Genomic DNA, 13,227 nt, shown 5'->3' with positions numbered 1-13,227 from the left:
CCGTCGCAGGCGGCGCATCGAGATCCCGCGCGGCTCAGCCGTGCAGGCCGTGGACGACCGCGTGGCCGCGGCCGCGGGAGATGAGCAGGCGGTTCACCGGGGTCGTGATGACGAAGGCCAGGGCCAGGGCGCCGGCGAGCGAGCCCCAGAAGAGGCCGGACGAGAGGCCCGCGTCCATCGCTCCGGGGATCGCGAGCACCACCGTGTTGTCGACGACCTCCATCACGGCGATCGAGACGGTGTCGGCCGCCAGCGCGATGCCGACGGCGGCGCGCCACGTCACTCCGGAGCGGAGCACGCCCCGCAGCGTGAGCGCGTAGCCGAACACGAAGGCGAGGACGATCGAGAGGGCGACCGTCGCCAGGGCGGGCAGCCCCAGGGCGGAGCCGATCACCATGCCGAGGACCTCGCCGATCGCGCAGCCGGTCAGGCAGTGCAGGGTCGCGAGGGCGGCGGCGCGCCAGGTGGTCGGGTGGTGGTGCGCGTGGTCGGTCATGGTGTCTCCTCCGGTTCGGTCCAGGGGAGTGCAACATACCCCCGGGGGGTATATTCCCGACCCGGCCGTCGGAGTCTCCTCCGGCTCCGCAGGCGCGCGAGCCGTTCGCCCGGGCGCGCTACCCTCGCCCCGTGCTCCTCCGAGCACCGCCCCTCGACACCAGGAGCCCCGATGGCCGCCCCCACCGTCCTCTTCGTCTGCATCCACAACGCCGGCCGCTCGCAGATGGCCGCCGGCTACCTCCGCGCCCTCTCCGGCGGCGCCGTCGAGGTCCGCTCCGGCGGCTCCGAGCCCGGCGACAGCATCAACCCGATCGCGATCGAGGCGATGGCGGAGGAGGGCATCGACATCTCGCAGGCCGTCCCGCAGCTGATGACCACCGAGCAGGTCCAGGCCTCCGACGTCGTGATCACGATGGGCTGCGGCGACGTCTGCCCCGTCTTCCCCGGCAAGCGCTACGAGGACTGGGACCTCGCCGACCCGCAGGGCCGACCCCTCGAGGAGGTCCGCTCGATCCGCGACGACATCAGGGCCCGCGTGCAGGCGCTCGTCGCGGAGCTGCTGCCCGCCTGAGCCGTTCGATCCCGTCCGGCCGCGTCAGCGTTCGGCGGGAGGCGGGAACGTCCGCCCGACCGGAGGCGAGACCGCCGGGAGCGCCGCGCGCGCCCGGTGCAGGAAGACGGCGGTCATGACGACCCGGGCGCGGGCCGGCGACGAGTCGAGCGGGCCGATCAGCTCCTCGATCCGCGCGAGCCGGTCGTAGAGGGTCTGCCGGCCGATGCCGAGCGCGGCCGCCGTCGCCGTCTTGCTCCCCCACAGCGACGCGAAGGCCTCGAGGGTGGCGAGCAGCTCGCCGCGCTGGGCGCGCAGGGGCCCGAGCACCTCCTCGACGAGGTCGTCCGCCTCCGGATCGTCCTGCAGAGAGCTCGCGAACCGCTCCAGGCGGTACTGGCGCGAGTCGACGACTCCGCCTGCGGGCGCCCACTCGCGCGCGCCGCGCACCTCCGCCAGCTCCCGGGGCACCCGCTCCTGCCCGCCGAGCCCGCTGCCGACGCAGAGCAGAGCGTCCGAGTCGAGGGCGGCGCCGAGGCGCAGCAGCTCCGCGCGGCCCTCCTCCATCGCGGCGGCGGTGGCGAACGGCAGCAGCGCCAGCAGCTCGGAGCCGACCACGCAGAGCACCGGGCCGGGATCCGCTCCCGCGCCCGTCAGGAGGCGGAGCAGAGCGCGGAGCCGCCGGTCGTCGTGACCGGTGTCGGCCCGGACGCCGAGGTAGCGCTCCCGGGAGCCGGCGCCGAGGCGGCCGAGGAAGGCGTCGATCTGGAGGTCGGCCGCCGGGTCCGCGCGCTCGACAGATGCGATCGCGAAGAGCTGGGCGGTCAGCCGCTCGGTGACCGACGGCGGGCGGTGCCGGAGCACGGCGATCGCGAGGACGTCCGGCGCCCGGTCGAGCGCGACGGCGACGGCGTGGAGGTCGGCGTCGGCGGGGGCCCGCAGATGCAGGGTGCCCAAAAGGGAATCGCCCGCGTGCAGCACGTTCGAGAACGTCCCGGCCGTCGGCTCCGTGTCGACGCCCGGCCCGGGCGAGGCGCGGGCGATCTCGTCGCCCGTGAGCGAGACGAGCGAGGCGGAGGCGCCCGTCGCGGAGGCGACGACCTGCAGGAGCTCGTCGACACCGGCGTCCCCGGAGGCCGCGTCGGCCAGCAGACCGGACACTCTGTCCGCCAGTCGGATGCTCCGGAACTTCTGCTCGGTGAGGTGGGTGTTGATGCTCTCGCAGACCTGCACGAAGGGGACGCGCCGGGGCAGGGCGAGCACGGGGAGGCCGAGCTCGTCGGCCGCCGCGACGATCGGCGGCGGCACCGCGGGCAGGCGCGGCGAGAGCTCGAGAGCGAGGGCGCCGACTCCCGCGTCGACCAGAGACCGCACGTACTCGCGGCACTCCGCCGGGTCCTGGTCGGTCGAGAGGAGCGCGCCCTCCATCAGGAGCAGCTCGCCTCCGAGGAGGAGGGGCGCGATGTCGAGCTGCTCGCTCGTGTGGGCCCAGCGGATCACGGCGCGCTCGGCGGCCGCGTGCCCGGCGGCCACCACCGGGAGCATGGCGGCGAGGCGCGGATCCCGCATCGCGTCCGACAGCAGGTAGGCCATACAGAACGTCCTCTCGCGTCACGGCGAATTTACACGCGGACGCGCCGCCCGAAACGGGTCCGCACGAGAGTGGAGCCTCACCGGGCGCCCCGCCCTCCCCTTCATCCCCCTCCCCGAGAGGATCCGCCATGAGCACCGACACCCTGCACGGCACCGCCGACGCCGAGGACGCGCTGAGTCCCCTGCCCGACTCCCGGCGCACCGCCCGGCTCGACGGGCAGTTCTGGATCTGGGCCGGCGCCAACATCGCCCCCATCAACTGGGTGCTCGGCGCCCTCGGCGTGAACATGGGCCTCGGCCTGGCGGACACCGTCACCGTCCTCGTGCTCGGCAACGTGGTCGGGATGGCGGTGTTCGGCTTCTTCGTCCTCCTCGGCCAGCGGACGGGGGCGACCGGGATGCTCGTGGGACGGGCGATCTTCGGCCGGCGCGGCAACTACGTCCCGGCCGCGATCCAGGCCGTGGTCGTGATCGGCTGGTGCGCCATCAACACCTGGATCGTCCTCGACCTGGTCATCGCGCTCCTCGGCTCCGTCGGCGTCGTCGACCCGGAGCAGGCGAACGTCGGCTGGAAGATCGCGGTGGCGGCGGTGATCATGGCGGTGCAGGTCGCGATCTCCTTCCTCGGCTACCGCGCGATCGCTGCCTTCGAGCGCTGGACCGTGCCGCCGACCCTCCTGGTGCTGGCGATCATGTCGGTCGTCGCCTGGTTCTTCCTCGACATCGACTGGTCCTACGCCGGCCCCGCGGAGGGCGCGCTCACCGGAGGCGACCGCATCGCGGCCATGTCCATCGTGATGACCGCCATCGGCATCGGCTGGGGCCTCACCTGGCTCGCCTACGCCGGCGACTACTCCCGCTTCGTCGGGCCCCGCTCCTCGAAGCGGGGGCTCTACCTCGCCAGCGTCCTCGGCCAGTTCATCCCGGTGGTCTGGCTCGGCGTCCTCGGCGCGACCCTCGCGACGAAGAACGGCTCCGTGGATCCCGGGGAGCTGATCGTCGAGAACTTCGGCGCCCTCGCGATCCCCGTGCTGCTCCTGGTGGTGCACGGCCCGATCGCGACCAACGTCCTGAACATCTACTCGTTCGGCATGGCGACCCAGGCCCTCGACATCCGGCTCGGGCGCCGCGCGCTCAGCCTCATCGTCGGCGTGCTGGCCTTCGCGGCCGCGGTGTTCTTCGTCTTCCAGGACGACCTCGCCACCACGCTCGACGCGTGGCTGGTCGGCCTCGTCGGCTGGGTCGCCCCCTGGGGTGCGATCGTGCTGGTGCACTACACGGTGTTCGAGCCGCGCGTCCGCTCCTTCGGGCACCTGTTCGCCCCGGTCGGCTCGCCGCTGCTGCCGGACGTCCGCTGGCGGGCGCTGCTCTCCTTCGCGATCGGCGCGACCCTGACCTGGCTGTTCATGAACGGCTCGGTGCCCGCCCTGCAGGGTCCGGCCGCGACCGCCCTCGGCGGCGTCGACGTCTCGTGGCTCGCGGGCGGAGTCTCGGCCGGCCTCGCCTACCTCCTGCTCGGCCGGGACGCTCCCGCCTGGGTCGAGCGCCGGGAGTCGGCCGCGCCGGTCGCCGCGGAGCCCGAGCCCGTCCGCGGCTGAGCCCGAGCCCCTCCGCGGGCCGGCCCCCTCGCGAGCCGGCCCGCCCCGTCCCACCCCGCACCACGAACGGAACCGCCATGCCCCTCTTCCTCTCCGACGCCGCTGTGATCACCATGGACCCGGTCTCGGGCGCCGTCCCGATCACGGCGAGCATCCGCATCGTCGACGAGCTGATCGTCGCGATCGGCCCGGGCCTCGTCCCCGAGCCGGGCGACGAGGTGATCGACGGGCGCGACCGCCTGGTCGTCCCCGGCTTCGTCAACGCCCACACCCACTCGTGGGAGTACCTCTACAAGGGCCGCTACGACAATCTGCCGCTCGAGCTGTGGATGCTGCTGTCGTATCCGATCCTCGGGAACAGCCGCGTCGCTCCGGATCTGGTGCGGCTGCGCTCGTCGCTCTTCGCCCTCGAATCGCTGAAGGCCGGGGTCACGACCCTGGTCGACGACGTGCTCGAGAACCCGGACCAGGACGCGGAGCAGCTCGCCGCGGTCTTCGACGCGTACGACGAGATCGGAGTCCGCGCCAACATCTCGGGCCACGTGATCAGCAGGCCCTTCCACGAGACGATGCCGTTCCTCGAGGAGTACGTGCCGGCGGAGATCCTCGATCAGGCGCGGTCGGCGTCGCGCCCGACGACGGAGGGCTACCTCGCCTTCAGCCGCGAGGCGTTCGCGACCCAGCACGGGAGGGGAGGCGGGCGGCTGCGCTACATGGTCGCCCCGTCCGCTCCTCAGCGGTGCGGGCCCGAGCTGCTCGTGGGGGCGACCGAGCTGGCGCTCGAGCACGGGGCGGAGTGCCACATCCACGTCCTCGAGACGAAGACGCAGCTGGTGACCGGCGAGCTGTCCTACGGCTCGACGCTGGTCGAGTACATGGAGCGGATCGGCGCGCTCTCCCCGAACACGACCTTCGCCCACGGGATCTGGCTCACCGACTCCGACATGGAGCGGATCGCCGCCGCCGGCACGTCCGTCTCGCACAACCCGATCTCGAACCTCAAGCTCGGCTCGGGCATCGCCCCGTGGCGCGCGCTGCACGACGCGGGCGTGAACCTCGGCCTCGGCACCGACGGCTGCTCGAGCAGCGACTCTCCGCGCATGCTCGAGGTCGTGAAGGCCGCGGCGCTCCTGCACAAGGTCACGGATCCGGACATCGCCACCTGGCCGACCGTGTCCGAGGTGCTCACGGCCGGCACGATCGGAGGCGCGCGCAGCGCCGTGCTCGACGGCGTCACCGGCAGCATCGAGGTCGGCAAGCAGGCCGACCTCGTCGTCTACGACCTCGAGACGCTGAACTTCACCCCGCGCCAGCGGCTCGAGAATCAGCTCGTCTACTCTGAGAACGGCTCGTCGATCGACACCGTGATCGTCGCGGGCCGGGTCGTCGTCTCGAAGGGCGTCTCGACCACCGTCGACGAGGCGGCCCTCCGCGCGGATCTCGCCGCGCAGCTGGGGGAGATCGTGGCCTGGCAGGACTCGCTGGACCGCACGAACGGCGTGCTCACCGAGCCGTTCCGGCGGATGTACGAGCGGGCGATGCGCCACGACGCCCCCGTCGACCGCTTCAGCGGCCGCCGGCTGGTCTGAGGGCGGTCCGGCTCCCGGCGGACTCCCGGCTCGGCACACGGACGGGCGGGGGCGCGGCTCCAGTAGGTTGCGCACATGAGGTGGCGAGCGGGAGCGGTGGCGGTGCTCGTCCTCGCGCTCGCCGGGTGCACCGCGCCGGCCGACCCCGAGCCGACGACCGGGCCCACGGCCGCCCCCGTCTCCGGGCCGGTGGTCGGCGGCTACGGCGACCTGCACGTCGCGCCCGACGGGTCGATGATGTTCTGCTACTCCGACCCCGACCCGGGATTCACGGGCGTCTGGCGCGAGTGCCAGGACGGGATCCGCACCGTGGGCGTCGACCCGGCCGCGATCGATGCGACCCTCGGGGAGACGGCGACGGCCGATCCGGGCGGGCACCGCTGGGTCGGCGCGGCGGCCGGGAAGCGCACCACCGAGGACGGCACCGACGTCTACACGGTCTTCCTCGCGGGGACCCGCACGGACGACGCGTTCACCGTGACCGCGGTCGGCGAGGGCTCCTACCGCGTGCCGTCCGAGTACCAGGAGCTGCAGCCGGGAGTGCCGGGCGGGTTCCTGGTGCGGCTCGAGCCGATCGGCTGAACGGGGGCGCCGGCGCAGGTGGAGGAGCCGAGCGGGGTGCAGCGGCCGGGAGGGACGGAGCGGGCGGAGTCGCGCACCCCCTCCGCCCGACCCTCACAGCGGGCGCGGCCGGTACCGCTCGATCAGCGCGTCGAACAGGCCGTTCATCCGCTCGTCGACCACGCGGCGCGACTCGTCGGCGTCGTACCACTCCACGATCTCGCGGGCGCCGTCGCGGAAGCGCACCGAGGGGGAGTAGGCCGGGACGAGGCGGCGGATCTTCGCGTTGTCGAACACCATCGAGTGCGCCTTGTCGCCGACGATCCCGGCACCGAGCTCGGGGTCGGCGGCGGCGATCGCGTCGGAGGCGACGTGCACGAGGCGCGGCTCGACTCCGGCCGCCGCGGCGAGGTCGTGGTGGATCTCGTCCCAGGTCGGCGTCTCGTCGCCGGTGATGTGGAAGGCCTCGCCGATCGCGGCGGAGGCGCCGAGGAGGCCGACCAGGCCGACGGCGACGTCGTCGGCGTGCGTGAGTGTCCAGAGCGAGGTGCCGTCGCCGAGGACGACCACCTCCTGGCCGCGGCGCATCCGGTCGACGACGGTCCAGCCTCCGTCGACGGGCAGCGCGGTGCGGTCGTAGGTGTGAGAGGGGCGGACGATCGTGACCGGGAAGCCGCTCGCGCGGTACTCGGCCACGAGCAGGTCCTCGCACGCGATCTTGTCGCGGGAGTACTGCCAGTAGGGGTTCCGGAGCGGAGTCGACTCGGTGACCGGGACGCTGCGCGGCGGCTTCTGGTAGGCCGAGGCCGAGCTGATGAAGACGTACTGGCCCGTGCGGCCGGCGAACAGGTCGATGTCCTGCTGCACGTGCTCGGGCGTGAAGGCGACGAAGTCGATCACGGCGTCGAAGCTCCGGTCGCCGAGGGCGGCGGTGACGGAGTCGCGGTCGCGGCCGTCGGCCTGCACCTCGCGGACGCCCTCGGGCAGCGGGCGGAGCGACGTCCGCCCCCGGTTCAGCACGGTCACGTCGTGGCCGAGCCGCAGCGCCTCGCGGACGCAGGCGGCGCTGATGATGCCCGTCCCGCCGATGAACAGCACGCTGAGCGACATGGATCCTCCTCCGGCGGCGCCCGCGGCGGACGCCTCCCGATCCGATTCCCCCACATCGGGACGCCGCACGCGAGTCCCTTGACCCGGCTACCGCTCGACGGGACGCCGGTGCTCGTCCTCCGGCTCGGGGGCGAGCAGAGCCTCCGGAGCGGCCGCAGCGGTCGGCACGTCGGGCGCCGTCCGCTGCTCGAGGGAGCGGCCCCAGGCCGTGCCCGCGAGGATCAGCGCGATGCCGAGGAAGCCGACCGGGGCGATCGGGTCGCGGGCGAGCGCGACTCCGACGACCGCGGCCCACACCGGCTCGGTGCCCAGCAGGAGGCTGACGCGGGAGGGGGAGGTGCGGCGGACCGCCCACGTCTGCACGAGGAAGCCGAAGACGGTGCAGACCAGGACGAGGTAGAGGAACAGGCCGGCGCCCACGGGGTCGAGCCCCGCGACGTACTCGGGGATCGGCACGCCGACGACGAGCGACGCGGCGCTGAACACGACGGCGCAGGTGCCGAGCTGCACCGTGGTCAGGCGGAGGGAGTCCATCGGCGCCCGCGCCGAGAGGCGGTGCATCGACGTGACGTGCACGGCCCGCACGACGGCCGCGCCGAGGATCAGCAGGTCGCCGGGGGAGGGCGGGCGGAGGGCGCCGTTGCCCGCGAGCAGCGCGACTCCGACGACCGCGACGAGGCATGCGAGCAGGAAGCGGCCCGGGAGGCGGCGCTTCGAGACGGCGGAGTCGAGGATCGGCGTGATCACGATCGTCAGGCTGATGATGAGGCCCGCGTTGGTGGCGGAGGTGCCGGCGATGCCGTAGGTCTCGAGCGCGAAGATCGTCGCGAGCAGCGCCCCGATGGTCACGCCGACCCGCCACTCCGCCGCGGTGATCCGGTGCCGCCGCGCCGCGACGATCACGGCCAGGCACAGGGCGGCGAGGGTCATCCGCGAGCCGAGCAGCGCCATCACGCTGGAGTCGGTGACGAGCTCCTTCGCCGCGAAGTAGGTCGAGCCCCAGGAGGCGGCGACCACGAGCAGGAGGAGGTCGACCCGGAAGCGGGAGAGGAGAGCGCGCACGGCTCATCGTGGCGGCACGGAGACCCGCAGGACAAGAATGCATCTTCTTCGCCGACGCGTAAGTTGGAACTCATGGAACTCGGACAGCTCAGGGCTCTGCGGGAGCTCGGCGAGCGCGGGAGCATCGCCGCCGTCGCCGCCGCGATGCGGGTGTCCCCCTCCTCCGTCTCGCAGCAGATCAGCGCGCTGCAGCGCCGCACTCCGACGGCGCTGACCTTCCGCGACGGGCGCCGGACCGCGCTGACCCCCGCCGGCCGCGCTCTCGCGGCGGCCGTGGTCGAGGTGGAGGTGGCGCTCGAGCGCGCGGCCCGGGCGGTCGCGGACTTCGAGGGGGAGCCGAGCGGCACGGTCTCGGTCGCCGCGTTCCACAGCGCGGGGCTGGCGATGTTCGGTCCGCTGCTGGAGGCGCTGCGCGCACCGGGTCGGCCGGGCGTCGCGCTCGCCGACTTCGACGTGGCGCAGAGCGCCTTCGCCGGGCTGACCGCGGATCACGACCTGGTCGTCGCGCACCGGCTCGCCGGCAGCGCCGAGTGGCCCGGGACCGTGCGCTCCACGCCCCTCCTCTTCGAGCCGCTCGACCTCGCGCTGCGGCGCGACCATCCGCTCGCCGCGAAGGACGTCGTCCGTCCCGCCGACCTCCGCGACGAGGAGTGGGTCGCGGTGCACGAGGGCTTCCCCCTGGAGCGGGCGATCGACGCCATCGCGGTCCTCGCGGGCGGCGACGCGCGCATCCCGCACCGGATCAACGACTTCCTGGTCGCGGCGGCGGTCGTGTCGGCGGGCGACGGCGTCGCGCTGCTGCCGCGGTACACGACCGACCTGCGGCGCACGCCGGAGGTGGTGCTGCGGCCGCTCGGGATCCCGGGGCTCGGCCGCCACATCGACTGCCTCGCCCGACCCGAGACGCTGGAGCGCTCGGCCGTGCGGGTCGTGCTCGAGCAGCTGACCGGGATCGCCGCGGGGCTCGCCGCCGCGCCGTAGCATCGTGCCGTGCACCGCCTGATCGAGACCACGGCCGGAGACCCGGCCGCCACGGACCTCTTCGCCCTGCAGGAGGCCGACCTCCTCGCCCGCTACGGCGGCGACGACACCGGTCCGCGTCCGCCCGCCGACGCTCCGACCCTGCTGCTCGAGGTCGACGGCGGGCTCGTCGGCTGCGTGGCGCTCGCGGTCGAGGACGGCATCGGCGAGATCAAGCGGATGTTCGTGGTGAGCGCCGCGCGGGGCCGCGGGCTCAGCCGCGTGCTGCTCGCCGGCGTCGAGCGGCTGGCGGCCCGCGAGGGCGTGGAGCTGCTCCGACTGGTCACCGGCACGGAGCAGCCGGAGGCGATGGCGCTCTACGCGAGCGCCGGCTACGACCCGATCGCGGGCTACGGCTACTGGGGCGACGAGCCGAGCGCCCGCTGCTACGCGAAGCGGCTCGACCGCGAGGCGCTGCTCGCCGACGCGGGCTGACGCCGGGCTGGCGCTGGGCTGATGCCGGGCTGGCCGTTCGGCCGTCGGGGCGTGACGCCGGGCTGACGCCGGGCTGCCCGTTCGGCCGTCGCGGGCCGGCGCCGGACTGACGTCGGGTTCTGCGCTCGCCCGTCGCGGGCTCTCCGGGCCGCTCGGTCCGGGGTGCTCGCGAGTCGGGCCGCCCGCTCGGAGGGTCCGGATCGGCGAGTCCGACGGGGCATCTGCGACGTCGTCCACGACTGTTCGGCGCTGCGGAGAAGTCGCTGAGGATGAGGCGCGGGAGGCGCGGCGCGCCGCCTCTGGGCAGCTTCGCGCCAGAGCGGCCTCGAGCGGCGTGCCCCGTCGCGGAGCAGGCGACTCTGTCGGAGCGGCACGGGCATCCTCCCGCGCCTCTCACCCGACTCTGCCCCCGATACCCAGGGGTGCACGATGACAGAAGGACTCCGATGCAGAACGAAGACACCAGCACGCCGAGCGGCGCCCCCGATCGTCTGACCCAGCGCCGAACCGTGGTGAAGGGCGCCGCATGGGCGATTCCTGTTGTGGCCGCCTCGATCGCCGCTCCGATGGCGTCGGCCTCGACCGCCCCCCAGTGCGCCCTGCAGGAGGCGCAGCGCATCGACGCCACCTCGACCACCGCGCTCGCGGCCCGGACGATCCCCGTGCCCGCGGGAACCCAGTGGGTCCGCTTCACGGCGGTCGGCGGAGACGGCGGCGGCGTCCGCACCGGGTCGGACGTCACCAGCGCCGGTGCGCGGGTGACGGGCACCATCCCCGTCGACGCGCTCGGCGGAGCGTCCGAGATCGTCATCACCGCGGGCTCGGGCGGCAGCAACCAGGCCGGCGGCCGGGGGCTCGGCAACGGCGGGGCTCCGGGCACTCCGGGCTACATCGGCTCCGGAGGAGGGGGCGGGGCCAGCGGGATCACCGCCGCGGGCTCCCTGCTCGTCATCGCGGGCGGCGGCGGCGGTAGCGCAGCCGGCTTCACCTCGAACGACTTCACCCGGTCCGCCCGCGTCGGGCCGAACGCGGGGTCCGGCGGCCCCGTCGGCGGCTCCGGCTACGACAGCGCCGTCTCGCGCGCGGACAGCAGCACCGGCTCCACCGAGCAGGCTCCGAGCACCGGCGGAAGCCAGACCGGGCCGGGGCAGCCCGGTGTGACGACGGTGAACGTGACCGAGTCGGTTCTCGGCAGCCCGGGCTCCGGGCGCGACGGCGGTGCCGGCGCAGCGAGGACGAACGCGAGCCGCCAGGTGACCTACGCGTCCGGTGGTGGCGGCGGCGGCTACTTCGGCGGTGCCGGCGGCGGCACCTCCCTGTGGGTGCGCGGTGGCGGCTCCTACGCGGCCAACGCGTCGACGGGCGCAGGAGGCAGCAGCTTCGCCGCGTCCGGCGTGACCGTCGAGACCTCCGACGTCGACACCCGTTCGCAGACGATGGGCTACGTGGAGGTCGCCTTCTTCGTCTGCGAGTAGCGCCTGCCCGAAGGCCAGACGAGCCTCCGTGGTCACCCGCTCAGGCGTGCGACCACGGAGGCTCGTCGTCGTCACCGTCCGCTCCACGTCGTCCCCGTCCTCCTGATGTCCCATAACCATATCAGTATGGGACGGGAGGCGCCAGCCCTCACTCCTCCTGCGGCTCCGCGCCGTCGTGCTGCAGGCGCACCAGGACGCGGCGGAGGTGCATCGCCGCGAGGACGCCGGGCCCGAGGGTCCGGGAGGTCGCGGCGGTCCGCTCGTCGACGACCTGCACGAGGTGCCGGATCGCGCGGGCCGCGCCTCCGATCGCCCGGTGGGTCGCGGGAGAGCCCCGGTCGTCGCGGTCGATCGCGTCGGCGACCGCTCGGCAGGCCTCGCTCAGCGGCGGGCCGAGGGCCGGATCGAACGGGAGCGCGCCCGGCCGCTCCCAGATGGTGTCCGCGAGGGCGCCGCTCAGATCGCGGACGTGGAAGAGGATCGCGTCGAGCGTCTCGAGGCGGAGGTGGTCGGGTCGGGAGTCGCGCCGGTGCAGCAGCGCGCGCGGGTTGCCCTTGCGGCTCTCGTCCGCGTCCGCGAGGGCCGCGCGGACCTCCTCCGCCGTCCGGGCCAGCTCCTCGCCGTTGCGCGCCCACGCCGCGTGCTCGGGCGGCCACGTCTCCTCGAGCGCGGCGGCCAGCTGGCGCAGGTGCTCCGCGAGCTCGCGCTGGAACGCGTCGACCCGGGCGGACGCCGCCTCGACGGTGAGCCCGGGGGCGACGACCACGTTCACCAGCAGCCCCACCACCACGCCCACCGCCATCTGCACGAGGTAGCCGAGGGAGTAGTCCTCGGCGTCGGCCCCGCCGATGATCAGCACGAAGAGGGCCGCCATCGGCACGTACTCGCGGCCCGCGCCGAACCACCCCGTCCCCGAGAGGACCACGCCGATCCCGACGACGAGCGGGATCGTCCACCAGGTCGGGCCGACGGTGACCACCACGAGGGCGGCGAGCCCGATCCCCGCCGCCAGGCCGAGCAGGGTCTGCAGTCCGGTGCGGACCGAGCCCATCAGGGTCGGGTACATGCTGACCAGGGCGCCGAGCGGCGCGTAGTACGGGTACTGCTCCGCGACTCCGGGAGCGAGCGGCGCGACGGCCCAGGCGATGCCGACCGCCAGCGCCGTCTTGAGAGCGAGCATCAAGCGCGAGCCGGTGACCGCCTCCCGCCAGGCGAGGGCGGCGCGGGACGTCCGGGTGCGGGGCATCCCGGCACCCTAGGCGAGGGGCGCGGACCGTCTCTCCCCTCTTGACAGCGGCGGCGGAGGCGCGAGCGGCGGTGGAAGAAAGAGGACGGCGGCTCGGGACGGCGGTGCTGATCACGACTCACGACGAACGTCCGATCCGGCCCACGTCGCCTGCGCCGTTCCACGGGGCGCCGCGGATCCTTCCTCCGTGACGAAAGCGACCGCGCGGACCGCAGGCGCCGTGAAGTGATGCCACCCCCGCTCACGGGGGCCGTTGAGTTTGCGCAGACGCCCTGTTACCGTGAACAAACCGTGCAGCTGGCGGCGTCGGAGGCCTCGAGGTGGAGGTCGCGCCGGATCCTGCGAGTCACGGCGAGTTCTTCTCCGAGGTCCACCGGACCTCTCCCCTTGGCGCCCTCCGGCGCCTCTCCGCAGCCCCCCCCGCCCCCGGGGGCGCGCCGCTCACGGTGCGCCTCCGGGCCCCACGCCGCCCCTGACGATGGAGTCACGA

Annotated in this window: 12 protein-coding genes; 7 read left to right on the top strand and 5 right to left on the bottom strand. The window is 74.1% G+C overall.

Annotated features, from left to right (window positions below; genetic code table 11):
* Positions 1-34: 34 nt before the first annotated feature.
* Positions 35-496, bottom strand: a complete 462-nt coding sequence (locus C5C46_RS13040) for a DUF4396 domain-containing protein (RefSeq protein ID WP_104226993.1) — start codon at positions 494-496, stop codon at positions 35-37.
* 171 nt (positions 497-667) lie between these two features.
* On the opposite strand from C5C46_RS13040, the gene C5C46_RS13035 reads away from it, so the two are divergent.
* Positions 668-1,069 carry an arsenate reductase ArsC gene (locus C5C46_RS13035; RefSeq protein WP_104226992.1) on the top strand — a complete coding sequence of 134 codons (402 nt, stop codon included), beginning with the start codon at positions 668-670 and terminating at the stop codon, positions 1,067-1,069.
* A gap of 24 nt (positions 1,070-1,093) precedes the next feature.
* Here C5C46_RS13035 and C5C46_RS13030 read toward each other — a convergent pair whose 3' ends face one another.
* Positions 1,094-2,641 carry a PucR family transcriptional regulator gene (locus tag C5C46_RS13030; protein WP_104226991.1) on the bottom strand — a complete coding sequence of 516 codons (1,548 nt, stop codon included), beginning with the start codon at positions 2,639-2,641 and terminating at the stop codon, positions 1,094-1,096.
* 128 nt (positions 2,642-2,769) lie between these two features.
* Between C5C46_RS13030 and C5C46_RS13025 the strand changes: the two genes are divergently transcribed.
* The 3 genes from C5C46_RS13025 (at position 2,770) to C5C46_RS13015 (ending at position 6,410) form a co-directional block, all read left to right on the top strand.
* Complete coding sequence (locus C5C46_RS13025; protein WP_104222421.1) at positions 2,770-4,239, top strand: cytosine permease; 1,470 nt, start codon at positions 2,770-2,772, stop codon at positions 4,237-4,239.
* 77 nt (positions 4,240-4,316) lie between these two features.
* Positions 4,317-5,828 carry an amidohydrolase family protein gene (locus C5C46_RS13020; protein ID WP_104226990.1) on the top strand — a complete coding sequence of 504 codons (1,512 nt, stop codon included), beginning with the start codon at positions 4,317-4,319 and terminating at the stop codon, positions 5,826-5,828.
* 75 nt (positions 5,829-5,903) lie between these two features.
* Entirely contained in the window at positions 5,904-6,410 is a 507-nt protein-coding gene (locus C5C46_RS13015; protein WP_146078995.1) for a hypothetical protein, read from the top strand.
* 93 nt (positions 6,411-6,503) lie between these two features.
* Here C5C46_RS13015 and C5C46_RS13010 read toward each other — a convergent pair whose 3' ends face one another.
* The gene (locus tag C5C46_RS13010; protein WP_104226988.1) at positions 6,504-7,499 is read right to left on the bottom strand and encodes an SDR family oxidoreductase; all 996 of its coding nucleotides are present in this window, start codon (positions 7,497-7,499) and stop codon (positions 6,504-6,506) included.
* A gap of 87 nt (positions 7,500-7,586) precedes the next feature.
* Positions 7,587-8,561 (bottom strand): DMT family transporter, encoded by a 975-nt coding sequence (locus C5C46_RS13005; RefSeq protein WP_219812301.1) that lies wholly within the window; start codon positions 8,559-8,561, stop codon positions 7,587-7,589.
* A gap of 72 nt (positions 8,562-8,633) precedes the next feature.
* On the opposite strand from C5C46_RS13005, the gene C5C46_RS13000 reads away from it, so the two are divergent.
* The 3 genes from C5C46_RS13000 to C5C46_RS12990 all read left to right on the top strand — a co-directional run bounded on the left by C5C46_RS13000 (position 8,634) and on the right by C5C46_RS12990 (position 11,491).
* On the top strand, positions 8,634-9,542 hold the full coding sequence (locus C5C46_RS13000; RefSeq protein ID WP_104226987.1) for a LysR family transcriptional regulator: 909 nt from the start codon (positions 8,634-8,636) through the stop codon (positions 9,540-9,542).
* A 9-nt stretch (positions 9,543-9,551) separates the two neighbouring features.
* Positions 9,552-10,016 carry a GNAT family N-acetyltransferase gene (locus tag C5C46_RS12995; protein ID WP_104226986.1) on the top strand — a complete coding sequence of 155 codons (465 nt, stop codon included), beginning with the start codon at positions 9,552-9,554 and terminating at the stop codon, positions 10,014-10,016.
* Positions 10,017-10,462: 446 nt separating this feature from the next.
* On the top strand, positions 10,463-11,491 hold the full coding sequence (locus tag C5C46_RS12990; RefSeq protein WP_146078994.1) for a hypothetical protein: 1,029 nt from the start codon (positions 10,463-10,465) through the stop codon (positions 11,489-11,491).
* 148 nt (positions 11,492-11,639) lie between these two features.
* Here the strand turns inward: C5C46_RS12990 and C5C46_RS12985 are convergent, their stop codons facing one another.
* Positions 11,640-12,737, bottom strand: coding sequence for an aromatic acid exporter family protein (locus C5C46_RS12985; protein WP_104226984.1), 1,098 nt, complete (start codon positions 12,735-12,737; stop codon positions 11,640-11,642).
* Positions 12,738-13,227: the final 490 nt, after the last annotated feature.

The organism is Rathayibacter sp. AY1E6, assembly GCF_002931115.1.
GTDB lineage: Bacteria > Actinomycetota > Actinomycetes > Actinomycetales > Microbacteriaceae > Rathayibacter.
The sequence above is the reverse complement of the archived record's forward strand: the minus strand, read 5'-3'. Positions and strand labels throughout refer to the sequence as shown.

Coding starts and splice junctions, on each gene's coding strand:
- C5C46_RS13040 (WP_104226993.1), bottom strand. CDS start 496: ATGACCGACCACGCGCACCACCACCCGACCACCTGGCGCGCCGCCGCC.
- C5C46_RS13035 (WP_104226992.1), top strand. CDS start 668: ATGGCCGCCCCCACCGTCCTCTTCGTCTGCATCCACAACGCCGGCCGC.
- C5C46_RS13030 (WP_104226991.1), bottom strand. CDS start 2,641: ATGGCCTACCTGCTGTCGGACGCGATGCGGGATCCGCGCCTCGCCGCC.
- C5C46_RS13025 (WP_104222421.1), top strand. CDS start 2,770: ATGAGCACCGACACCCTGCACGGCACCGCCGACGCCGAGGACGCGCTG.
- C5C46_RS13020 (WP_104226990.1), top strand. CDS start 4,317: ATGCCCCTCTTCCTCTCCGACGCCGCTGTGATCACCATGGACCCGGTC.
- C5C46_RS13015 (WP_146078995.1), top strand. CDS start 5,904: ATGAGGTGGCGAGCGGGAGCGGTGGCGGTGCTCGTCCTCGCGCTCGCC.
- C5C46_RS13010 (WP_104226988.1), bottom strand. CDS start 7,499: ATGTCGCTCAGCGTGCTGTTCATCGGCGGGACGGGCATCATCAGCGCC.
- C5C46_RS13000 (WP_104226987.1), top strand. CDS start 8,634: ATGGAACTCGGACAGCTCAGGGCTCTGCGGGAGCTCGGCGAGCGCGGG.
- C5C46_RS12990 (WP_146078994.1), top strand. CDS start 10,463: ATGCAGAACGAAGACACCAGCACGCCGAGCGGCGCCCCCGATCGTCTG.
- C5C46_RS12985 (WP_104226984.1), bottom strand. CDS start 12,737: ATGCCCCGCACCCGGACGTCCCGCGCCGCCCTCGCCTGGCGGGAGGCG.